General features: G+C 71.4%; 24 protein-coding genes. 7 read left to right on the plus strand and 17 right to left on the minus strand.

Annotated elements, in window-relative coordinates; all coding sequences use genetic code 11:
* Positions 1-133: 133 nt before the first annotated feature.
* Positions 134-337: a hypothetical protein gene (locus ABD143_RS20915; protein ID WP_343980899.1), complete on the minus strand. Its 204-nt coding sequence runs from the start codon at positions 335-337 to the stop codon at positions 134-136.
* Between the two features lie 145 nt (positions 338-482).
* On the opposite strand from ABD143_RS20915, the gene ehuB (ABD143_RS20920) reads away from it, so the two are divergent.
* Positions 483-1,349, plus strand: coding sequence for an ectoine/hydroxyectoine ABC transporter substrate-binding protein EhuB (gene ehuB / locus ABD143_RS20920; RefSeq protein WP_343980902.1), 867 nt, complete (start codon positions 483-485; stop codon positions 1,347-1,349).
* 60 nt (positions 1,350-1,409) lie between these two features.
* Here ehuB (ABD143_RS20920) and ehuA read toward each other — a convergent pair whose 3' ends face one another.
* From ehuA to ehuB (ABD143_RS20940), 4 genes are read right to left on the minus strand one after another with little or no spacing between them, the layout of a single operon-like run.
* Positions 1,410-2,174 carry an ectoine/hydroxyectoine ABC transporter ATP-binding protein EhuA gene (gene ehuA, locus ABD143_RS20925; RefSeq protein ID WP_343981095.1) on the minus strand — a complete coding sequence of 255 codons (765 nt, stop codon included), beginning with the start codon at positions 2,172-2,174 and terminating at the stop codon, positions 1,410-1,412.
* A gap of 4 nt (positions 2,175-2,178) precedes the next feature.
* The gene (gene ehuD / locus ABD143_RS20930) at positions 2,179-2,838 is read right to left on the minus strand and encodes an ectoine/hydroxyectoine ABC transporter permease subunit EhuD (RefSeq protein ID WP_343980904.1); all 660 of its coding nucleotides are present in this window, start codon (positions 2,836-2,838) and stop codon (positions 2,179-2,181) included.
* Positions 2,835-3,542 (minus strand): ectoine/hydroxyectoine ABC transporter permease subunit EhuC, encoded by a 708-nt coding sequence (gene ehuC, locus ABD143_RS20935; RefSeq protein WP_343980906.1) that lies wholly within the window; start codon positions 3,540-3,542, stop codon positions 2,835-2,837. The genes ehuD and ehuC overlap by 4 nt, the downstream gene beginning before the upstream one ends.
* Positions 3,543-3,558: 16 nt before the next feature.
* A complete protein-coding gene (gene ehuB / locus ABD143_RS20940) occupies positions 3,559-4,476 on the minus strand; it encodes an ectoine/hydroxyectoine ABC transporter substrate-binding protein EhuB (RefSeq protein WP_343980909.1) in 918 nt (305 codons plus the stop codon).
* Positions 4,477-4,755: 279 nt separating this feature from the next.
* On the opposite strand from ehuB (ABD143_RS20940), the gene ABD143_RS20945 reads away from it, so the two are divergent.
* Positions 4,756-5,589 (plus strand): hypothetical protein, encoded by an 834-nt coding sequence (locus ABD143_RS20945; protein WP_343980912.1) that lies wholly within the window; start codon positions 4,756-4,758, stop codon positions 5,587-5,589.
* Here the strand turns inward: ABD143_RS20945 and ABD143_RS20950 are convergent.
* The 5 genes from ABD143_RS20950 to ABD143_RS20970 form a co-directional block, all read right to left on the minus strand.
* Positions 5,586-7,595: a protein meaA gene (locus ABD143_RS20950; RefSeq protein ID WP_343980914.1), complete on the minus strand. Its 2,010-nt coding sequence runs from the start codon at positions 7,593-7,595 to the stop codon at positions 5,586-5,588. The two genes, ABD143_RS20945 and ABD143_RS20950, sit on opposite strands and share 4 nt — an antisense overlap.
* Before the next feature lie 73 nt (positions 7,596-7,668).
* Positions 7,669-8,427 (minus strand): DUF1206 domain-containing protein, encoded by a 759-nt coding sequence (locus ABD143_RS20955; RefSeq protein WP_343980916.1) that lies wholly within the window; start codon positions 8,425-8,427, stop codon positions 7,669-7,671.
* A 125-nt stretch (positions 8,428-8,552) separates the two neighbouring features.
* Positions 8,553-9,221 (minus strand): DedA family protein, encoded by a 669-nt coding sequence (locus ABD143_RS20960; protein WP_343980918.1) that lies wholly within the window; start codon positions 9,219-9,221, stop codon positions 8,553-8,555.
* Positions 9,222-9,296: 75 nt separating this feature from the next.
* A complete protein-coding gene (gene murA, locus ABD143_RS20965) occupies positions 9,297-10,565 on the minus strand; it encodes a UDP-N-acetylglucosamine 1-carboxyvinyltransferase (protein WP_343980921.1) in 1,269 nt (422 codons plus the stop codon).
* Positions 10,566-10,596: 31 nt separating this feature from the next.
* Entirely contained in the window at positions 10,597-11,208 is a 612-nt protein-coding gene (locus tag ABD143_RS20970; RefSeq protein WP_343980924.1) for a TetR/AcrR family transcriptional regulator, read from the minus strand.
* Between the two features lie 101 nt (positions 11,209-11,309).
* On the opposite strand from ABD143_RS20970, the gene ABD143_RS20975 reads away from it, so the two are divergent.
* From ABD143_RS20975 to ABD143_RS20995, 5 genes are all read left to right on the plus strand, one after another.
* On the plus strand, positions 11,310-12,050 hold the full coding sequence (locus ABD143_RS20975; RefSeq protein ID WP_343980927.1) for an SDR family NAD(P)-dependent oxidoreductase: 741 nt from the start codon (positions 11,310-11,312) through the stop codon (positions 12,048-12,050).
* 97 nt (positions 12,051-12,147) lie between these two features.
* Positions 12,148-12,804, plus strand: coding sequence for a DUF998 domain-containing protein (locus ABD143_RS20980; protein ID WP_343980930.1), 657 nt, complete (start codon positions 12,148-12,150; stop codon positions 12,802-12,804).
* Positions 12,805-12,996: 192 nt separating this feature from the next.
* Complete coding sequence (locus ABD143_RS20985) at positions 12,997-13,365, plus strand: YciI family protein (RefSeq protein ID WP_343980933.1); 369 nt, start codon at positions 12,997-12,999, stop codon at positions 13,363-13,365.
* 78 nt (positions 13,366-13,443) lie between these two features.
* Complete coding sequence (locus tag ABD143_RS20990) at positions 13,444-14,712, plus strand: RNA polymerase sigma factor (protein ID WP_343980936.1); 1,269 nt, start codon at positions 13,444-13,446, stop codon at positions 14,710-14,712.
* A gap of 43 nt (positions 14,713-14,755) precedes the next feature.
* Positions 14,756-15,331, plus strand: coding sequence for a cob(I)yrinic acid a,c-diamide adenosyltransferase (locus ABD143_RS20995; RefSeq protein ID WP_343980938.1), 576 nt, complete (start codon positions 14,756-14,758; stop codon positions 15,329-15,331).
* Between the two features lie 173 nt (positions 15,332-15,504).
* Here ABD143_RS20995 and ABD143_RS21000 read toward each other — a convergent pair whose 3' ends face one another.
* Genes ABD143_RS21000 through ABD143_RS21030 form a run of 7 tightly spaced genes read right to left on the minus strand, consistent with a single transcriptional unit; the run spans position 15,505 to position 21,913 of the window.
* On the minus strand, positions 15,505-15,960 hold the full coding sequence (locus tag ABD143_RS21000) for a DUF2550 domain-containing protein (RefSeq protein WP_343980940.1): 456 nt from the start codon (positions 15,958-15,960) through the stop codon (positions 15,505-15,507).
* Between the two features lie 7 nt (positions 15,961-15,967).
* Positions 15,968-16,354 carry a F0F1 ATP synthase subunit epsilon gene (locus tag ABD143_RS21005; RefSeq protein WP_343980942.1) on the minus strand — a complete coding sequence of 129 codons (387 nt, stop codon included), beginning with the start codon at positions 16,352-16,354 and terminating at the stop codon, positions 15,968-15,970.
* Positions 16,355-16,358: 4 nt separating this feature from the next.
* Positions 16,359-17,801 carry a F0F1 ATP synthase subunit beta gene (gene atpD, locus ABD143_RS21010; protein ID WP_343980944.1) on the minus strand — a complete coding sequence of 481 codons (1,443 nt, stop codon included), beginning with the start codon at positions 17,799-17,801 and terminating at the stop codon, positions 16,359-16,361.
* Positions 17,801-18,787 carry a F0F1 ATP synthase subunit gamma gene (locus ABD143_RS21015; protein WP_343980946.1) on the minus strand — a complete coding sequence of 329 codons (987 nt, stop codon included), beginning with the start codon at positions 18,785-18,787 and terminating at the stop codon, positions 17,801-17,803. Before ABD143_RS21015 ends, atpD begins: the two co-directional genes overlap by 1 nt.
* A gap of 21 nt (positions 18,788-18,808) precedes the next feature.
* Entirely contained in the window at positions 18,809-20,464 is a 1,656-nt protein-coding gene (gene atpA, locus ABD143_RS21020) for a F0F1 ATP synthase subunit alpha (protein WP_343980948.1), read from the minus strand.
* Positions 20,465-20,513: 49 nt separating this feature from the next.
* Positions 20,514-21,350: a F0F1 ATP synthase subunit delta gene (locus ABD143_RS21025; RefSeq protein WP_343980950.1), complete on the minus strand. Its 837-nt coding sequence runs from the start codon at positions 21,348-21,350 to the stop codon at positions 20,514-20,516.
* Entirely contained in the window at positions 21,350-21,913 is a 564-nt protein-coding gene (locus ABD143_RS21030) for a F0F1 ATP synthase subunit B (RefSeq protein WP_343980952.1), read from the minus strand. Before ABD143_RS21030 ends, ABD143_RS21025 begins: the two co-directional genes overlap by 1 nt.
* Positions 21,914-21,924 lie beyond the last annotated feature (11 nt).

Here is a 21,924-nt window from a genome sequence, read left to right on the forward strand (position 1 = left end):
GCACCCCCATCTCGACTTCACGTCCGGCCGAGCCTTGCATGAGGCCCTTGATGAGGGCGTCGAGTCCGATCAGCTCCGCTGACGACGCACCCGCAACGCTGGACGAGGACTTCGCCCGCTTCCCATCTACCCGTCACGTACTCCTGCGCCCGTAGACGAGCCTCCGCATCAGCGCGGCGGCGACGGCCCGGGTGATCGGTCCGCGGCGTTGGTCGAGCCGAAGGGCGAGCAGCCCGAACGCCGCCGCGTAGCCGGCCCCGCCGAACACGCCGGTGAGCACCTGCAGGGCGAGCAGGAGCCCGGTCGGCACGGCATCGAGCCGGAGGGCGTACTGCACCTGTCGACGTCGAGCATCAAGGCGACGATCTCCAGCGCGCTGACCAGGCTCGATCTCACGAACCGGATCCAGCTCGCAATCCTCGCCCACGAGTCGCGCCGCAGCAGAACGGGCGACCCGCCGGGAAATCGATAACCTGCCCCCAATGCTTTCCCGAAGGCGGCTCCTCGCTCTCGCAGCGGCCATCCCGATCGGTGCGGCCGCGGCGTGCGGGAGCCCGGCCGGGAGCACCCTCGAACGGGCCCGGCAGGCCGGCACGCTGCGCATCGGCATCTCCGGCGAGCGGCCCTACGGATACGCCGACGCGGGCGGGCGGGTCACCGGCGTCCAGCCCGAGGTGGCCCGCGCCGTGCTCACGCGGCTCGGCGTCCCCGGGCTGGACGCGGTGCAGGTGCCGTTCGACCAGTTGCTCACCCGGCTGCGCGACGGCCAGTTCGACCTGGTCGCTGCCGGGATGACGGTCACTCCGGCGAGGTGCGGGCAGGTCGCGTTCACCCGGCCGGACTTCGTGGCCCCGCCGGCCTTCCTGGTGCGCACCGGCAACCCGCGCCGCGTCCAGACGTTCGCCGACGTGGCACGTTCCGGTGTGCGGCTGGCGGTGCTGGCGGGCTCGGCCGAGATCGACTATGCGCGGGCCGCGGGCGTCGCCGACGACCGGCTGCAGATCGTCGGCAGCCAGTCGGAGCTGTTCCGGGCCGTCGCCACCCGGAAGGTGCCCGTCGGCGCGCTGACCCGCATCTCGCTCGCCGACGAGCTGCGCCGCAACCCTGGCGAGGCCGTGGAGATCACCGCGCCCGTCACTCCCATGGTGGAAGGGCGGGCCGTGGTGCCCGGTGCCGCGTTCGCCGTCCGCACCGGCGAGACCGAGCTGCTCGCGGCGTTCAACGCGGAGCTGACGGCCATACAGGAGTCGGGCGAGTGGCTGCGGATCACCCGTCCGTTCGGCATGACGGAGGCGAACCTCCCCCGGCCGGACCTGACGACCGAGGCGCTCTGCCGACCCGCGTCCTGATTTCCGCGTCCTGATTTCCAGAGCCCCTCAATTTCCAGAGCTCCTCAATTCCAGAGCCCCTCAGGGGCGTTCCAGCACCGCCTTCAGGAACTCCTTCGTCCTCGGGTGCTCCGGCGCGGCGAACAGCTGGGCAGGTGCGGCGTCCTCGATCACCTGACCGCCGTCGAACATCATCACCCGGTCGGAGAAGTCACGCGCGAAGCCCATCTCGTGGGTGACGCAGAGGATGGTGATGTCGGTCGTCTCGCCGATGCGCTTCAGGAGCGCGAGCACCCCGGCCACGAGCTCGGGGTCCAGCGCCGAGGTGACCTCGTCCAGCAGCAGCACCCGCGGCTGCATCGCCAGCGCCCGCGCGATGGCCACGCGCTGCTGCTGACCCCCGGACAGGCGCGAGGGGTGCTCGTCGATGCGCTCGCGGAGCCCGACCATCTCGAGCAGCTCCTCGGCGCGCGCGTTCGCCTCGTCCTTCGACAGGCCCAGCACGCGCGTCGGCGCCTCGATCAGGTTGCCGCGCACCGTCATGTTCGGGAACAGGTTGAACTGCTGGAACACCATCCCGATGCGCTTGCGCACCTCGCGGCTGTGCTTCTCGTCGGCCGGGACCAGCCTGCCGCCCTTCTCCATATGGGAGAGGTAGCGACCGGCGACCCTGATCGTGCCCTCGGTGACCGACTCCAGGCACATCAGCAGCCGCAGGATGGTGGTCTTGCCCGACCCGGACGGCCCGATCAGCGTGACGTGCTCGCCCGGCGCGACGGTGAAGTCCAGGTCGGACAGCACGACGTTGTCGCCGAACCGCTTCTCGACCCCGTCGAAGACGATCATCGGCTCAGATGACTCCGACACGACGCTCCAATCTCCGGACCAGCACCGATGCCGGGTAGCTGATCAGCAGGAACAGGATCCCGGCCATCGTCAGCGGCTCCACGGGGCGGAAGGTCTGCGCCGTGATCTGGTTGGCCACGGTGATGACCTCGACGAGACCGATGGCCAGCAACAGCGGGACCTCCTTGAACATGGAGATGACGTAGTTGCCGAGCGCAGGCAGCACCCGTGGCACCGCCTGCGGCAGCACAACCCCCAGCCAGACCCGGTGCCGGGGCAGGCTCAGTGCGCTGGCCGCCTCCCACTGCCCGCGGGGCACCGCGTCGATCCCGGCACGGTAGACCTCGGAGGTGTAGCAGGCGTAATGCAGTCCGAGGGCGATCACACCTGCCGTCAGGGAGCTGAGCGTGATGCCGACGCCCGGCAGCACCGCGTAGATCAGGTACGCCTGCACGAGGAGCGGCGTGCTGCGCCACAGCTCGACGAACCCGCGCACGATCGGGTCGAGCACCGGCACGCGGCTGCGCCGGATGACCGCGAAGACCAGCCCGAGCGCGAACGCGAGCAGCGACCCGAGCGCCGTCGCCAGCAGGGTCACCTGCAGTCCCTGCCAGAGCGCCGGGAGGATCTCGATCGCGTACGCCCAGTCCCACCCGACCGTCATGCCACACCTCCCACCGCGGCGCGCCGGGCCCGCGGCGCCGGCGTCCTGCCGAGGCGCGCGCTCGCCCGCCGCTCCAGCGCCCGCATGACGGCCGTGATCATGAGGGCGAGCACCAGGAAGATCAGCAGCTCGACGAGGTAGATCGTCAGGGTCTCCCCGACGCCGAGGTTCGGCACGAGCAGCTGTCCCTGCCGCACGACCTCGTTCACGACCACCAGTGAGAGCAGCGCGGTGCTCTTGAGCAGCTGGATGAACAGGTTGTTGAACGGCGGCAGCATCTCGACCAGGGCTTGCGGCAAGATCACCCGCAGCATCCGGTCGCGCGGCGAGAGGCTCAGCGCGAGCGACCCCTCGTACTGCGCCTTCGGCACCGACTGCACGGCACCGCGGACGATCTCCGCGCCGTAGGCGCCGTGGTTGAGCCCGAGCACGAGCACACCCGCTGCGAGCGGGATGATCTGGTACCCGACGAGGGCGGGCAGCACGAAGAAGATCCAGAACAGCTGGACGACCTCCGACGTGCCCCGGAAGACCTCGACGTAGGTGCGGCTCACCGTGCGCACGAGTCGGGAGCGCGAGAGCAGGGCGAGGCCGGCCACGCTTGCGAGCACGATCGTCAGCACGATGCCGCCGACCGTCGCGATCACGGTCTGCGGGATGCCCGCCGCGAGACGGGAGATGATCAGCGGGAGGTTCTCGAACACCAGTGTCGCCTCCGCGTCAGGCGGCGCAGAGGCTCTCCGTCGTCACGTTCGGCCCAGGGATGTTGTCCTGGCTGAAGCCGAACGGCTGCGCGATCTGCAGCCACTGCCCGGACTGGTGCATCGCGGTCAGCTCGGTGTTGAAGGGGTTGACCATGTCGTCGCCCGTCCGGAAGACGAACCCCCCCGCGGAGATCTCCTGCTTGCCGTTGATCACCGGGAAGAAGCCCGGCGTCACCTCCACCCCGGCGCCCGGGTTGTTGGACACGACGTTGTTGAGGGAGATGTTGGTGAGCGCCGCACACGCCGCCCGCCCGGTCGTGACGGCCTGCAGGAGCGCGTTCTGGTCGGCGAGCACCTGGGTGTTGCCCGCCGGTACGCCACTCTCGCTGGCGTAGCCCTGCTCGACCGCGCCGTTCAGCACCGCGACGGTCAGGTTCTTGTCGCGCACCTGATCGAACGTCTGGACGCCCTCGGGGTTACCGGTGGCCACGAGGAACGCCGTCGGGGCGGTGTAGTCGGGCACCGAGAACGCCGCGGCCTGACAGCGCTGGGAGGTGATGAACATCCCGGCGGTGACCATGTCGAACTGACGAGAGAGCGTGAGGCCGCTGATGAGCGACCCGAAATCGACGGTGACGGCGTTGATCTGCGGGATGCCCAGCTTGCCGAGCACGGCGCGGGCCACCTCCACGGACTCGCCGGTGACCTTCCCCTGCGCGTCGGTGAAGCCGTAGGGCGCCTCGTTGGCGATGCCGACCGTGATCGTGCCGGCGTCCCGCGCCCGCTGCAGGGTGCCGGTGCCACCGGAGCCCGGCGACCCGCCCTGCGGGACCTGCGTGCACGCGGACAACGCCGCGGCCCCGCCGAGAGCCATCGCGCCGGCTGTTGCCGTGCGGCGGAGGAAGTCGCGCCTACTCCAGGATCGCTGCGCCATGGTGAGTCGTCCCCTTCCGTTCCTCCCGGCCGCGGCCAGATCGGCCACGGACGATCGCCCGAACGTAGTGACTCCGCCGAACGGGGCTCCAGCCTGGGGTGCGCCTGCGGCCACTCGTTACCCGACCGCAACCCGTCGCCGAACAGTTCAGACGGTTCACTCGATCGGTTGCCATGACACGCCCGGGAACCGGATACTCCAGTCGGTTCCGGACAGCCGACCTGCGGCGAGCGGTCGTGCCGCCCGGCTGTCCCCGCCGGGATGCGCGAGGATTCGACCATGCTGCGCATAGCCGGGCTCCCCGTCTGGATCGGCCCCTCCGACGTCATCGCGGGCGCACGGGCCGTCGCCGGATGGACCGACGAGGCCGTCGATCTGGTGGCGGCGCTCCCCGACCGCGCCTCCCGCCTGCTCGACGACGCCGAGGGCCTGGTCGCGCGGATCGGGGCCGTCGCGGGCCGCGCCGAGGCCGTCGTCGACCGGGCGGAGGCGATCGTGGGCTCGGTCGACGAGCTGCTGGTCGGCGTGCGCTCGGCCGTCACGAGCGTGGACGGGGTGCTGCGCGACGCCGCCGCCATGGTCCGCACGGTCGACGCGCTGCTCGCCGACGTCCGCACTGCCGCCGACAGCGCCACCGTGCTCGTCGAACGGGTGGACGCCGTGGCGGTCGACGCGGCCGGGCTCGTCACGCGGGCCGGCGGCGTGGCCGACGACGCCGGCAGCCTGGTCGGGCGGGCCACCGCGGTGGCCGACCAGGCCGGTGCCGTCGTCGACAAGGCATCGGGAGCGGCGGACGGGGCCGCCGACCTGCTCGCGACCTACGAGCCGATCGCGCGCCGGGCGGCCCCGCTCGCCCTGCGCTTCGTGGAGGAGTTCTCCGAGGAGGAGGTGCACGCCGCGGTCCGGCTGGTCGACCAGCTGCCGCAGCTCACCGAGCACCTGGAGACGGACATCATGCCGATCCTCGCGACGCTCGACCGCGTCGGGCCGGACGTCCACGAGCTGCTCGAGCAGCTCAAGGAGGTGCGCCAGGCCATCCAGGGCATCCCCGGGTTCGGGTTCTTCCGCCGGCGAGGCGAGCGCGAGGACGCCGAGGAGAACGGGGGCGGCTAGCCGGGCGCCTGGCCGTCCCCGCCGTGCGCGGCGAGCACGAGCGAGACGATCTCGTCCATCATCGCCGTGAGCTGGTAGTCCTTCGGCGTGAACACCGCGGCCACCCCCCGGCGGCGCAGCTCGGCGGCGTCGTCGGACGGGATGATCCCGCCCACCACCACCGGCACGTCGCCCGCCCCGGCCGCGCGCAGGCCGTCGACGACGGCAGGCACGACCTCCAGGTGCGAACCGGAGAGCACCGACAACCCGACGACGTGCACCCCCTCTTGCACCGCGGCGGCGACGATCTCCGCGGGCGTGAGCCGGATGCCCTGGTAGACCACCTCGAACCCGACGTCGCGGGCGCGCACCGCCACCTGCTCGGCGCCGTTGGAGTGCCCGTCGAGCCCGGGCTTGCCCACGAGCATGCGCAGCCGGGACCCGATGGCCGCGCTCGCCGCGCGCACGTGCTCCCGCACCTCGGCGATCTCGGCCCCGACCACCCCGCCCGCTACAGCCGCCGAAACTCCCGTCGGCGCCCGGAACTCGCCGAACACCTCGCGCAGCACCCCCGCCCACTCGCCCGTCGTGACACCCGCCTTCGCGCAGGCGATCGAGGCCTCCATCAGGTTGGTGTCGGTCTTGGCTGCGTCTCGCAGCCCCCCGAGCGCGCTCTCGACAGCCGTGGCGTCCCGGCCGGCGCGCCACGCCCGCAGCGCCTCGACGGCTGCGGCCTCCGTCGCCGGGTCGATCGTCTCGATCGCAGCGGCGCCCTCGGCCTGCAGCGGGCTCGGCTCCGTGCTCTCGAACCGGTTGACGCCGACGACGACGTCCGCACCCGACTCGATCCGCCTGCGCCGCTCCGCGAGCGAGCTGACGAGCCGGCCCTTCATGTAGCCCGACTCCACGGCCGCGACGGCGCCGCCCATCTCCTGGACACGCTCGATCTCCGCCCGGGCGCCCTCGACGAGCTCGGCGACCTTCGCCTCGACCACCCGGGAGCCTGCGAAGATGTCCTCGTACTCCAGCAGGTCGGTCTCGTAGGCGAGCACCTGCTGCATGCGCAGCGCCCACTGCTGGTCCCATGGCCGCGGCAGGCCGAGCGCCTCGTTCCAGGCCGGGAGTTGGATCGCGCGGGCGCGCGCGTCGCGGGAGAGCGTCACGGCGAGCATCTCCAGCACGATGCGCTGCACGTTGTTCTCCGGCTGCGCCTCGGTGAGCCCGAGCGAGTTGACCTGCACGCCGTAGCGCAGCCGCCGCTGCTTCGGGTCCTCGACGCCGTAGCGCTCCCGGGTGATCTCGTCCCAGAGCTGTGCGAGCGCGCGCATCTTGCACATCTCCTCGACGAACCGCAGGCCCGCGTTGACGAAGAACGAGATGCGGGCGACCACGGCACCGAACCGCTCCTGCGGGACCTGGCCGGAGTCACGGACGGCGTCGAGCACCGCGATCGCCGTGGAGAGGGCGTAGGCGAGCTCCTGGGCAGGCGTGGCCCCGGCCTCCTGCAGGTGGTAGCTGCAGATGTTGATCGGGTTCCACTTCGGGATGTTGGCCACCGACCAGGCGATCATGTCGGTGATCAGCCGCATGCTCGGCGCGGGCGGGAACACGTACGTGCCGCGGGAGAGGTACTCCTTGACGATGTCGTTCTGCGTGGTGCCCGCGAGCTGGCTCCGGTCGGCCCCGTGCTCGTCGGCCACGGCGACGTAGAGCGCCAGCAGGTACATCGCGGGCGCGTTGATCGTCATCGAGGTGTTGGCCTCGGCCATCGGGATGCCATCGAACAGCGCGCGCATGTCGCCGATGTGGCTCACCGGCACCCCGACCTTGCCGACCTCGCCCCTGGCCAGCTCGTGGTCGGGGTCGTACCCGGTCTGTGTGGGCAGGTCGAAGGCGACCGAGAGGCCCGTCTGGCCCTTCGCGAGGTTGCGCCGGTACAGCGCGTTCGACTTCTCCGCCGACGAGTGCCCGGCGTACGTCCGGATCACCCACGGACGGTCGCGCTCACGGTCGGTCGGGTACGGCACCGGGCACCTCCGCGTCGGGGTCCCGATCAGACTAGCTCTGCTCGGCATCCCGAGCAGCGTTGCTAGGTATGCGTCACACGCGGTGGTAGCGCGCGTCGAAGAAGCAGAAGACGCCGTAGGCCGCCAGCCCCAGCGCGACGGCGACGAGCAGGAACTGCCCGAACGGCTGGGCCGCGAGCGTCTTGAGGGCCACGTCGAGGCCGGCGGCCTCGTCGGGCCGGTAGCGGACGGCCGCGACCACCACGAGCACCCCGATGAGCACGATCGCCGCACCCTTCGCGACGAAACCGATCTGGCCCGTGCGCAGCGCACTGGCCCGGGCCTTCGGGTCGATCGGGAGGTCCATGTCCTGGAGGAACTTCCGCTGCACCCCGTTGACGATCGTGACGATGCCGGCCACCACGATGCCGATCCCCACGGCCCCGACGATGAGTTGCCCGCCGGGCAACCCGAGCACGCCGGCAGCGGCCCCCTGACCGCCTCCTCCGCTGCCACCGCCGGACGCGGTCCGGGCGGCCAGCACGGCGAGCAGCGCGAAGATGACCGCCTTGCCGCCGCTGACGGCGCGCTTGCGCAGCCGCCTCGTGCGGTCGGCCTCGTAGGAGAAGCCCCTGATGGCCTGTTCCAGCCGCCACAGCGCCACGGCGGCGAACCCGACCACCAGCACCCACAGCAGCGCCCGGCCAAGCGGCTGCTGGGTGAGGGTCTGGAACGCCCCGGTCTGGTCGGCGCGCTCTCCTGCGTCGCCGAACGCGATCTGCAGCGCCAGCCAGGCGATCAGCAGGTGCGTCACGCCGTAACAGAGGATCCCGACCCGCACGGCCGTCCGCATCGGTGTGCTCCGCGCCGCTTGCTTCGCGGACTGGCTGACGCTGCTCATCGGGCATTCACGGACCGACGGTCGCACGTGGGCAGTGACTCCGCAGCGCGTGCTGCTCCGTCCGGCCCAGCAGCGCGTCAGACGTCGTTGCGCGACGCCGCCGTCACCATCTCCTCCGCCGCGGGCGGGGTGCCACGGCGGTGCTTGCGGACGGCGCGCACCACCAGCACGACGACCACCGCAGCGATCGCCACCCCCGTCGCGGTCGGCCCGATGAGGTGCGCGCTGTGCCGCACCGCGGCGGACGCGGCGCTGCCGAGCGCGACGTACACGAGCCCCCACAGCACGGCCCCGAGCGCCGTGTACCGGGCGAACCGGCGCAGCGGCATCCGCAGCGTCCCGGCGATCACCGGCACGAGCGAGTGCGCGACCGCGAGGAACCGCGACCCGACCAGCGCGCGTCCGGTGCCGCCGCGCAGCAACGCCTCCGCGCGCAGCCAGTTCGGCTCCCCGACCTTGCGTCCGGCCCAGCTCGCCCGGATGCGCCCGCCGAAGGTCCGGCCGAGGAAGTAGCCGCCCGTCTGGCCGACGATGCTCGCACCGGCGGCGACGGCGGCGAGCGCCGCGTACTCACCCGCGGTGCCGACCGTGGTGGCGGCCGCGAGCAGGACGACCTCGCCGGGCGTGACGAGCCCGACGAGCACCGTCGTCTCCAGCACCAGCAGGGCACCGACCACGGCGTAGAGCTGCCACGCCGGGATCGCGTCGAGCATCGTGAAGAACGAGTTCAGCCAGTCGGTGATCACCCGTCAAGCGTGGCGGCGGAGGCGCCCCCGGCCCATCCGGGCATCCCCTGAACAAGGGTGGGGTTGCCCCCCTGTTCAGCGGTCAGGGTCGGTGCTCACCCTGGCGACGTCGGCGCCCAGCGCACGCAGGTTCTCCACGAACCGGGGGTAGCCGCGGTCGATGTGCTCGACGTCCCACACCTCGGTGCGGCCGTCGGCGCACAGCGCGGCGAGCACGAGCCCGGCCCCCGCCCGGATGTCGCTCGCCCACACCGGTGCGCTGGAGAGCCGCTCGACGCCCCGCACGACGGCGTGGTGGCCGTCCGTGCGCGCGTCGGCTCCGAGGCGGACCATCTCGTCCACGAACCGGAACCGGGCCTCGAAGACGTTCTCGGTGATCATCGACGTGCCCTCGGCGACAGCGGAGACCGCGATGGCCATCGGCTGCAGGTCGGTGGCGAAACCCGGGTAGGGCAGCGTCACGAAGTCGACAGCGCGCGGCCGCCCGTCCATCCGGACGGTGAACTCCTGGTTGCCGATCGTCGTGTCGGCGCCCGCGGTGCGCAGCTTGTCGAGCACGAGGTCGAGGTGGTGCGGGTCCACCCCCCGCACCGTGACGGACCCGCGGGTCATAGCCGCGGCGAAGGCCCAGGTGGCGCCGACGATCCGGTCGCCGATCACGCGGTGCGTGGTGGGCTGCAGCCCGGTGACGCCGTGCACGGTGAGCGTGGACGTGCCGACGCCCTCCAGCTTGGCGCCCATCTGCTGGAGCATCGTGCAGAGGTCGACGATCTCCGGCTCGCGCGCCGCGTTGTCGATCACCGTGACGCCCTCGGCGAGCACGGCGGCCATGAGGATGTTCTCGGTGGCGCCCACACTCGGGAAGTCGAGCCAGATCTGCGCGCCGCGCAGCTCGTCGGCCTGCGCGACCACCCGGCCGTGCTCGATCTCGGTGGTGGCACCGAGCTTGCGCAGCCCGGCCTGGTGCATGTCGAGCGGCCGGGAGCCGATGGCGTCACCGCCGGGCAGCGGCACGATCGCGCGCCTGCACCGGGCCACGAGCGGCCCGAGCACACACACCGATGCGCGCAGCTTGGACACCGAGCGGTAGTCGGCCTGCGCACCCGGCGCGGCCGGTACGTCGATCGTGACGGTGTCGTGGTTCACCTCGACCGTGCAGCCGAGGCTGCGCAGGACGTCGGCCATCAGCGGGACGTCAAGGATCTCCGGACAGTTCGTGAGGGTCGTCGTGCCCTCGGCCAGCAGCGCCGCGGCCATCAGCTTGAGGACGCTGTTCTTCGCCCCTATCACGTCGACGGCGCCTTCGAGCCGCGCGCCGCCGTTGATCGCGAAATGCTCCACCACGGGCGCCGACGCTATCTCCTCCTGCCCTCGGTCACGCGCGCGGCCGCGCCGCACACTCCCACCCCGCCATCGCGGTTTCCACCACGGCGGTCAGCTCGGTACGGGTGGCACCGTCCCTGGCCTGCAAGGACATTCCGAACTGGACAGATGAGACATACGCCGCAAGCGCACCTGCGTCAACGCCGGACGGCACGTCGCCCTCAGCCTGACCGCGGTCGAGACGCTCACGAACCGCCGCCGTCAAGAGCCGGCGCTGCTCGGCAAGGAAGTCGCGAATGCCTTCGGTGCTGGGCGTGTAGGTAGTGGCGGCGAGCACCACCATGCAGCCAGTGGGGCGGCCGGGCTCGGTATAGGCGTGCGCGTTGGCGCGCAGCATCGCCTCCACGCCCTCCCGCGCCGTGGGCGCCTCGCGCAACGCCCGCAGCGGCGGCTCCCCCTCGACGTCCTCGTAGCGCGCGACGGCCTCGCGGAACAGGTCCTCCTTGGCGCCGAACGCCGCGTAGAGGCTGGGCGGGCGGATCCCCATGGCGGTGGTCAGGTCACTGATGGACGCGCCCTCGTACCCGTGCTCCCAGAAGACCTCCATGGCACGGCGCAGCGCCTCGGCGCGGTCGAACCCGCGCGGCCGTCCGCGCTCCGCCATGGCCCCACCTTTCTGTATCGCTCCCTAAAGATACCTCTTGACGGGGTACCGCCCTGCGGGCAGTCTTTCCATATCGATCACTACAGATTTAGGGGAGCTCGATGGGGGATCTGACCGGACGGGTGGCGCTGGTGACCGGCGGCAGCCGCGGGATCGGCGCGGCCGTCGCGCTGCGGCTGGCACGCGAGGGTGCCGACGTGGCCGTGACCTACCTGGCGTCGGCGGAGCGGGCGGCCGAGGTCGTGCGCTCGATCGAGAAGGAGGGGCGGCAAGGACTGGCCGTGCAAGCCGACAGCGCTGACCCGGTCGCGGTCGCCGCCGCGGTCGACCGCACGGCGGCCGAGCTGGGCCGCCTCGACGTGCTGGTCAACAACGCGGGCGTCTTCCCGTACGGCCCGTTCGAGGAGGTCGACCTCGCCGAGCTGGACCACACCTTGGCCGTCCACGTGCGCTCGGCGTTCGTCGCGGCGCAGGCCGCGTCGCGCCACCTCGGCCCGGGCGGGCGGATCATCAGCATCGGCAGCAACCTCGCCGAACGCGTCAGCGCGCCCGGCGTCACGCTCTACGCGATGTCCAAGGCCGCACTCACCGGCCTGACCCGTGGCCTGGCCCGCGAGCTCGGCCCGCGCGGGATCACCGTCAACGTCGTGCAGCCCGGCTCCACCGACACGGACATGAACCCCGCGGACGGGCCGGGCGCGGACGGCCAGCGCGCGCTGACGGCACTGGGCAGCTTCCAGACCGCCGAGGACGTCGCCGCCACGGTCGCGCATCTGGCGGGCGAGAGCGGACGCACGATCACCGGAATCGCCCTGCTCGTGGACTCCGGGGCGAACGCCTGAAAATTTCTCGGCCCATCGTGTCGATCCGGTCGTGCGCTCCTCGTGGAGGGGACGAACGCCGGGCCACCCGCCCGGCGACGACCAGAGGAGAGTCCCGATGACGACAACCAGCACGACGGCCGCCACCAACGTCAGAGCCCTAGTGACGTGCGGGCTGGTGGCCGGACCCGTATATGTCGGCACGTCGTTGGCCGAGGCCCTCACCCGCCCGGGGTTCGACCTCACCCGCCATCCCTGGAGCGTGCTGGCGAACGGTGACCTGGGCTGGATCCACGTCACGAATTTCGTGCTCACGGGTGTACTGCTCGTCGCGTTCGCGGCCGGTCTCCGGCGCGCGCTCCGGGGCGGCCGTGGCGAGGCGTCCGCGCCCGTCCTCGTGGCTGTGTTCGGGCTGTCGATGATCGTCGCCGGCCTGTTCCGGGCCGATCCGGAGCCCGGGTTCCCCGTCGGGACGCCCGAGGGCCCCGTGCCCGTCTCGGTCCACGGGCTGGTGCACTTCGCCGCGGGCGGGATCGGGTTCGTCGGCGTCGCGGCGGCATGCCTCGTGCTCGGCGCCCGCTACGCGGCCCAGCGCCGACCGGGCTGGGCATGGTTCTGCCGGGTGACCGGCGTGGTGTTCCTCGTGGCGTTCGCCGGGCTCGCCTCGTCGGGCGGCAGCCCCGCGGGCATCATCGGCTTCGTCGCCGCGATCGTGCTCCTCTTCACGTGGATCACCGCGGTGGCCGCCGACATCCTCCGAACGTCCGCCGCCTGAGAACCCCCCACCAAGGAGCGCCCTGAACAACTCGGCCCTACTGCGCGACGCCCAGGCGGGCACCTCGCGGCGTTGGACGATCGGGCCGATACAACAGCGGTATCGGCCCGACCGTCCGCCTTGCGATGCACCCACCTGGACGCCGCTCGCTACGGGCGGAGTTATTCAGGACCCTCCAGAGAGGATCGACAGATGCGCTACATCGTGCTGCTGACCGGCCACCGCCCCACCGACGCGCCGCCCGAGCTCATGAAAGCCATCATGGAGTTGGGCGCGGAAGCCAGCGCCTCGGGCGCCCTGCTCGACACCGCCGGCCTCGCCCCGGCCACCGACGCCGCCCGCGTCGAGCTCCGCGAAGGGCACCTGAGCGTGATGGACGGCCCGTTCACCGAGGCCAAGGAAGTGATCAGCTACGCCATCTACGACGTCCGCTCCAAGGAGGAGGCCGTCGAGTGGGCGCGCCGGTTCATGGCCGTCCACCAGCAACACGTTCCCGAGTGGGACGCGGTATCCGACGTGCTGCGGCTGATGGGACCGGAGGACTTCGGGCCACCCGCCTGAGCCCGGTGAGTGGGGCCGTGGCCGACCCGCCGCGGCCCCACCGGGCCCCGTGCTTGACTCCCCCGCGTGGAGTCCAGAGTGAGCCAGGGAGCTGCCCGGAAAGCCGTCGAGGCGGTCTGGCGGATCGAGGCCGGCCGGCTCGTGGCCGGGCTCGCCCGGATCACGCAGGACGTGGGGCTCGCGGAGGAGTTCGCGCAGGACGCCCTCGTCGCCGCGCTCGACCAGTGGCCCGGCAGCGGCGTACCGCCCAACCCGGGCGGCTGGCTGATGACCGTCGCGAAGAACCGCGCCATCGACGCCCACCGGCGCCGCGTCGTCCACCTCCGGGCCGCCGAACGACTCGGCCGGGACGCTGACCCCACGGACGGCCCGGAACCCGATCTCGAGGACGCCCTCGACGACCACATCGGCGACGACCTGCTGCGGCTGGTCTTCACCGCCTGCCACCCCAGCCTGCCGATGGACAACCGCGTCGCCCTCGTCCTGCGCTGCCTGGGTGGGCTGTCCACCGACGAGATCGCGCGCGCCTTCCTCATCCCTGAGGCCACGGCGGCCCAGCGCATCGTGCGCGCGAAGCGGAAGCTCGCGGAGCAGCACGTGCCGTTCGCCCTGCCGACGCCGCCCGAGATGGCTGAGCGGCTGGCGTCGGTGCTCGAGGTCGTCTATCTCGTATTCAACGAGGGCTACTCCGCAACCGCGGGACAGGACTGGACGCGCCCCGCGCTGTGCCACGAGGCCCTCCGGCTCGGCCGCGTGATCGCCGGGCTCATCCCCCGCGAACCCGAAGTCCACGGGCTGCTCGCCCTCATGGAGATCCAGGCTTCCCGGCTGCGCGCCCGCAACGGCCCGGACGGGGCTCCCGTCCGCCTCGGCGACCAGGACCGGCGCACCTGGGACCACCTGCTCATCCGCCGAGGCCTGGAGTCGCTCGCGCGCGCCGAGGCGCTCGACGCGCCCGTCGGCCCCTACACACTGCAAGCCGAGATCGCGGCCTGCCACGCCCGCGCCAGAACCGCCGCGGACACCGACTGGGAGCGGATCGTCGCCCTCTACACGGTGCTCGGCCACATCTGGCCGAACCCTGTCGTCACGCTGAACCACGCGGCCGCGCTCGGCCTGGCCGGGCGACCGGCCGACGGGCTCGACAAACTCGACACGCTCGACGAGATGTCCCGCGGCGCCGGCCTCAGCGGCTACCCGCAGCTCGCCGCGGTCCGCGGTGACCTCCTCGCCCGGCTCGGGCGCTCCGCCGACGCCGCTGCCGAGTTCCGCCGTGCCGCTGCCGCCACCCGCAACGACGGCGAGAAGGCCCTGTTCCTCGCGCGCGTCCGCGATCTCCAGCCGTAGCGCCCGGTACCGCACTCGGGCGGCGCGCGCATACGCTGCCTACATGGCCGTGCACCTGACCAGGATCTACACCAAGACCGGCGACGACGGCACCACCGCACTCGGCGACTTCAGCCGCGTCCCCAAGACCGACGTGCGGCTCGCGGCCTACGCCGACACCGACGAGTGCAACGCGGCGGTGGGGGTGGCCGTCACGGTCGGCGACCTGGCCCCCGAGCTGCTGGTGCCGCTGAGGCAGGTGCAGAACGACCTGTTCGACGTGGGCGCGGACCTGTGCGCGCCGATCGTCCCGGACCCGCAGTACCCGCCGCTGCGGGTCACTGAGGACTATGTCACGCGGTTGGAGGGGTGGTGCGACGAGTTCAACGAGGGCCTGCCGAAGCTCGACTCGTTCGTGCTGCCAGGTGGGACGCCAGGGGCGGCGTACCTGCATGTGGCGCGCACGGTGGCCCGCCGCGCCGAACGCTCGGTCTGGGCACTCCTCGAGACCGACGCCGAACGCACCAACCCGCTCACGGCGAAGTACCTGAACCGGCTCTCGGACCTGCTGTTCATCCTCGGCCGCGCCGCCAACCCCGACGGCGACGTCCTCTGGCGCCCCGGAGGCACCCGAAGCTGACACCCGCGAGTCAGGGCCCGAACGCCCGCGAGCCCGGGTGCGCGAGTCGCTGGAGAGGTGCGCGCGAGTCGCCGCGAAAGTGTGTGCGAGTTGCGGGATGAGGTGTGGGAGTCGTCCACCTGACCGGCGCGACTCGCACACCCGAATCCAGCGACTCGCGGGGGGCGGGCTGGTCAGGAGGCCTGGCGGTAGCCGGTGCGCCCAGGTGGAACGGCCTCCAGCCAGGAGAGGAAGCCCGTGAGCACGCCGATCGGCATGGCCAGTTCCAGGTCGACGCCCCGCACGCGGCAGTTCAGCACGGACGCCGACTGCGGGAGGAGGTAGGCCTCCGTGCCCGACGGGATGCGCCGGTCAACGATCTCCAGCTCCGTGCGGTCGACGACGACCGTGGGCCCCGGCCGCAACGACGTCATCCGGAACCACGAGAACTCGTCGCCCTTGTAGCGGCCCACACCGAAGTGCCAGCCCGCGCTGGCGTCCTGCGCATTGGACGACGAAGCGGGGCGGCGGCGCAGACAGACGTCCACACCACCGCCCCGCATGAGGCGCACTCGCCGGAAGGCGAAATATCCGAGGCACAGACACGCGAGCAGCAGCAGGATGCTGACAACGAGCGCCGTACCTCCCATCGAGGCCCTAGTGCTCGGCCGCGCCGGCGGCTTTCAGCCGCGCGTTGGCCCTGGCCGCCGCCGCCGCGCCATCCGGCTCGGACGTGTCCGCCCGGTCCAGCGCCGCGCGGGCCCTCGATACGTCGATCTCGTCGGCGAGCTCCGCGTACTCGGCCAGCACCGTCACGTTGTCCGGTGTGATCGAGAGGAACCCGCCGTGCACCGCGAGCGTGGTGGAGGTGCCGTCGGCGCCGTCGACGCGGACGACACCCGCCTCCTCCAGCTGCGCGAGCGTGGGTTCGTGACCGGGCAGCACGCCGATCTCCCCCACGGTGGTGCGGGCGAGCACGAAGTTGGCCGACCCCGACCAGATCCGCCGCTCGACCGCAACCAGCTCGACCGTCATCTCCGCCATGTGCTCAGCCCTGCAGCTTCTTGCGGTTCTTCTCGAGGTCCTCGAGACCACCGCAGAGGAAGAAGGCCTGCTCCGGGACGTCGTCGAACTCGCCCTTGGCGATCTTGTCGAACGCCTCGATGGTCTCCTTCAGCGGCACCGTGGAGCCCGGCTGGCCGGTGAACTGCTCGGCGACCAGCAGGTTCTGCGAGAGGAACCGCTCGATGCGCCGCGCGCGGCCCACGAGCTGGCGGTCCTCCTCGGAGAGCTCGTCGATACCGAGGATCGCGATGATGTCCTGCAGGTCGTTGTACTTCTGCAGGATCCGCTTGACCTCGTTGGCGACCCGGAAGTGCTCCTCGCCGATGTACTGCGGGTCGAGGATCCGGGACGTCGACGTCAGCGGGTCCACCGCCGGGTAGATCCCCTTCTGGGAGATCGGCCGGGAGAGCTCCGTGGTGGCGTCGAGGTGCGCGAACGTGGTGGCGGGCGCCGGGTCGGTGTAGTCGTCGGCGGGCACGTAGATCGCCTGCATCGAGGTGATCGAGCGACCGCGCGTCGAGGTGATCCGCTCCTGCAGCTCGCCCATCTCGTCGGCCAGCGTCGGCTGGTAACCCACGGCCGACGGCATGCGGCCGAGCAGCGTGGAGACCTCCGAGCCGGCCTGGGTGAACCGGAAGATGTTGTCGATGAAGAGCAGCACGTCCTGGTTCTGCTCGTCGCGGAAGTACTCCGCCATCGTCAGCGCCGACAGGGCGACGCGCATACGCGTGCCGGGCGGCTCGTCCATCTGCCCGAACACCAGCGCCGTGTCGTTGATGACGCCGGACTCGGTCATCTCCGTGATGAGGTCGTTGCCCTCACGGGTGCGCTCGCCGACGCCGGCGAACACCGAGGTGCCACCGAAGTTCTTGGCGACACGGGTGATCATCTCCTGGATGAGCACCGTCTTGCCGACGCCGGCGCCGCCGAACAGGCCGATCTTCCCACCCTGCACGTACGGGGTGAGGAGGTCGATGACCTTGATGCCGGTCTCCAGCATCTCGGTGCGACCTTCGAGCTGGTCGAACCGCGGCGCCGGGCGGTGGATGCCCCACAGGTCGCCGGTGATCTCCAGGTCGGGCTTGTCCAGGCATTCGCCGAGCGCGTTGAACACGTGCCCCTTGACCTGGTCGCCGACCGGCACCGAGATCGGGCGGCCGAGGTCGGTGACCGTCTGGCCGCGGACCAGGCCGTCGGTGGGCTGCATCGAGATGGTGCGCACCATGTGGTCGCCGAGGTGCTGCGCGACCTCGAGAGTGAGGGTCTTGGCCAGGTCACCGAAGGTGACGTCGACCGTGAGCGCGTTGTAGAGCTCCGGCACGGAACCGCGCGGGAACTCGATGTCGACGACCGGGCCGGTCACGCGGACGACCCGGCCGGTCGTGGTCTGGGTCGACTCTGCCTGGGTATCGGCGGTGGCGGTCATCAGTTCTCACTCCCTGCACTGACGAGAGCGTCGGCGCCACCGACGATCTCACTGATCTCCTGGGTGATCTGGGCCTGACGGGCCTGGTTGGCCTCCAACGTCAGGGTACGGATCAGTTCGTTGGCGTTGTCTGTGGCGGCCTTCATAGCCCGCTGCCGGGCCGCCGACTCCGACGCCGCCGACTCCAGCAGGGCGGCGAAGAGCCGCGCGCCGATGTACTTGGGCAGCAGCGCGTCGAACAGCGTGTCCGGGCTCGGCTCGAACTCGTACAGCGGACGCACCCCGCCTGCGGCCTCGGCCGCCTGCTCGCGCCGCTCCTCGATCTCGCCACCCGGAGCGCCCACGGTGTCGGCCTCGTACTCGACCTCGAGCGGAGCCATCCGCCGCGCCTGCGGGATCTGGGTGACCATGTTCTTGAACTGCGTGTACACGAGGTGCAGCTCATCCACGCCCTGGATGCCGTCCTCGCCGGGCCCCTCGCCGTCGTCGTCGGAGCCCGCCATGAAGGCGGCCACGAGCGTGCGCGCCACCTCGGCGGCGTCGGCGTAGGTGGGCTGCTCCGAGAAGCCGGTCCAGGCCTGCTCGACCTTCCGCCGGCGGAACCGGTAGTAGCCCACGCCCTTGCGGCCGATGACGTAGAGCACCGGCTCCTTGCCCTGGTCGCGGAGCAGCTGCTGGAGCTGCTCCGCCTCCCTCAGGACGTTGACGTTGTAGCCGCCGCACTGACCGCGGTCGCTGGTGACGACCAGCACAGCAGCCCGCTTCGGGTGCTCCCGTTCCACGAGCAGCGGGTGGTCCAGCGCGGAGTTGCTGGCCAGCTCGCTGAGCACCGCGGTGATCTGTTCGGCGTACGGGCGCGACGCGTCCACCCGCGACCGGGCCTTCGCGATCCGGGATGTCGCGATCAGCTCCATCGCCCGGGTGATCTTCTTGATGGACTGCGTCGACCTGATCCGCCGCCGCAGCACGCGAATCTGTGCCGCCATGGTGAAGTCCCGTCTACCCGATCAGCTCGAGTCGCTCGAAGGAGCCGGCTTGTTGACCTTGACCGACTCGCGGTCGACCTCGTCCTCGTCCAGCGCCTCGGCCGCTGCTTCCTTCGGCACCACGGAGGAGCCGTCGGACGCAGTGAACTCCTTCTTGAAGTCGCCCACGACCTGCTCGATCCGCTCGACCAGTTCGTCGGAGAGCTTTCCGGTGTCGCGGATCTCGGCCAAAATGCCCTCGTGGTGGCGGCGCACGTGGTCGAGGAACTCCTGCTCGAAGCGCCGGACGTCGCCCACCGGGACGGTGTCGAGGTGCCCGCGCGTGCCGAGGTAGATCGAGAGGACCTGCTCCTCGACGGGGTACGGGTTGTACTGCGGCTGCTTGAGCAGCTCCACCAGCCGCGCCCCGCGACCGAGGGCCGCGGCGGAGGCCGCGTCCAGGTCGGAGCCGAATGCGGAGAACGCCTCCAGCTCGCGGTACTGCGAGAGGTCGAGCCGCAGTGAGCCGGACACCGTGCGCATCGCCCGGACCTGCGCGGAACCACCCACGCGGGAGACCGAGATACCGACGTTGATCGCCGGCCGGACGCCCTGGTTGAACAGGTCGGACTCCAGGAAGACCTGGCCGTCGGTGATCGAGATGACGTTGGTCGGGATGTAGGCCGACACGTCGTTGGCCTTGGTCTCGATGATCGGCAGACCGGTCATCGAGCCCGCGCCCAGCTCGTCGGACAGCTTCGCGCAGCGCTCCAGCAGGCGGGAGTGCAAGTAGAAGACGTCGCCGGGGTAGGCCTCACGGCCCGGCGGGCGGCGCAGCAGCAGCGAGATCGCGCGGTACGCCTCGGCCTGCTTGGACAGGTCGTCGAAGACGATGAGGACGTGCTTGCCCTGGTACATCCAGTGCTGCCCGAGGGCGGATCCGGTGTAGGGGGCGATCCACTTGAAGCCGGCCGGGTCGGAAGCCGGGGCGGCGACGATGGTGGTGTACTCCAGCGCGCCCGCGTCCTCCAGCGACTGCCGGACGCCGGCGATCGTGGAGCCCTTCTGCCCGATGGCGACGTAGATGCAGCGCACCTGCTGCTTCGGGTCGCCGGTGGCCCAGTTCTGCTTCTGGTTGATGATCGTGTCGACGCAGACGGCGGTCTTGCCGGTCTTGCGGTCGCCGATGATCAGCTGGCGCTGGCCGCGGCCGATCGGCGTCATGGCGTCGATGGACTTGATGCCGGTCTGCAGCGGTTCCTTGACGCTCTGGCGCTGCACCACCGAGGCGGCCTGCAGCTCCAGCACGCGGTCCGTCTCCGCCTCGATGTCGCCGAGCCCGTCGATCGGCTTGCCCAGCGGGTCGATGACGCGCCCGAGGAAGTTGTCGCCGACCGGCACCGAGAGGATGTTGCCGGTGCGCTTGACCGGCTGCCCCTCCTCGATGTGGGCGTAGTCGCCCAGGATCACTGCACCGATCTCGTGCACGTCCAGGTTCAGCGCGACACCCTGCACGCCGCCCTCGAACTCGAGGAGCTCGTTGGTCATCGTCGAGGACAGGCCCTCGACGTGGGCGATGCCGTCGCCGGTGTCGGAGACGGCGCCCACCTCTTCACGGGAGGTCTCGGTCTCCAGCGACGAGACGTAGCTGGAGATCGCGCTCCGGATCTCCTCTGCCGAGATCGTCAGCTCAGTCATGGCAGTCTTGGCGTTCCTTCGTCTCGATCATTCTGTTCGGGGCCGGCGGTCAGCTCGGCAGGGCGCGGCGTGCGTCGGCGAGCTTCCTCGCCACGCTGCCGTCGATGACCTCGCCGCCGACCCGCACGACCAGCCCGCCCAGCAGCCGCGGGTCCAGCTCCACCTGGAGCGAGATCGAGCGGCCGTAAAGCTTGCTCAGCGTGTCGGTGAGCTTCTGCTCCTGCTCGCTCGTGAGCGCGACGGATGTGGTGACGCGCGCGACGGACCGGTCGCGCCGGGCGGCGGCCAGCTCGGCCAGCTCCTCGCACACGACGTCGAGGTGCCGGGCGCGCGGGAGCCGGACGGTGTGGCGCAGCAGGGCCGCCGTGATCGGGGAGACCTTCCCCTCGATCAGCCGGTCCAGCAGCTCGACCCGCTTGTCCGCCGGCGTATTCGTGTCGGCGAGCAGCGTGGCCAGCTGCGGCTCGCGGTTGAGCACCCGGCCGAACCGGAACAGCTCGTCCTCGACGTTGTCGAGCGACCCGTCCTTCTCGGCCGCCGCGAGCAGCGCCTGCCGTGCGATCGACTCGAAGGCGACGACCAGGTCACCGACCTGCGACCAGCGAGAGGCGACGAGGGCCTTGGCCATCTCGAGCGTGGGCGCCGACACCTTCTTGCCGAGCACCCGCTCCAGGAGACCCGTGCGCGCCAGCTCCGGCGTCGACGGGTCGGCGAGCAGCCGGCGCAGCGGGCGCTGCTCGACGAGCAGCCGCGTGACCGCGAACAGCTCGTCGCCGAGGCGCTGCAGGTCGGCGGCCTTGCGGCCCCGGACGGCGACGTAGTCGTCCAGCCGGGCCTCGGCCGACTTCAGCGACTCCCGGCTGGCCGCCTGCAGTACCGCTGCCATCAGCTCGTCCCGCCAGCGGGGGTGGTCTCCCGACGCTCCGCGAGCCCGTCGAGCTCCGCGACGAACTGGTCGACGGTGGCCGACCGGCGCACCTCGTCGGCGAGGGCCTCACCGACGATGCGCTCGGCCAGCTGCACGGCCAGCCCGCCGATCTCGGCCCGGAGCTGGCGGACGGCCTGCTCCCGCGCCGCCGCGAGCTGCTCCTCGCCGCGGGCCCGGATGCGGGCGGCCTCTTCCTCGGCCTGGGCGCGCAGCTCGGCCTTGATCTGCGCTCCCTCGGCACGGGCCTCGTCGCGGATGCGCGCGGCCTCTGCCCGCAGGCCCGCGAGCTGCTCCTCGTACTGCCGCTTGAGCTCGTCGGCCTCCTGCTGGGCCTCCTCGGCCCGCTTCAGCCCGCCCTCGATCTTGTCCGTGCGCTCGGCGTAGACCTTCTCGAACTGCGGGAAAGCCGTCCGGCGCAGGACCAGGAACAGCAGGATGAAGGCGATGGTCCCGACGATGATCTCGACGGGATGCGGGACGAGGGGGTTGAGCGCCTCGGCCGCGAGAAGGGTGGTCGTCATGGGTGTCTCCT

The sequence above is a fragment of the Pseudonocardia aurantiaca genome, assembly GCF_039526725.1.
Classification (GTDB): Bacteria; Actinomycetota; Actinomycetes; order Mycobacteriales; family Pseudonocardiaceae; genus Pseudonocardia; species Pseudonocardia aurantiaca.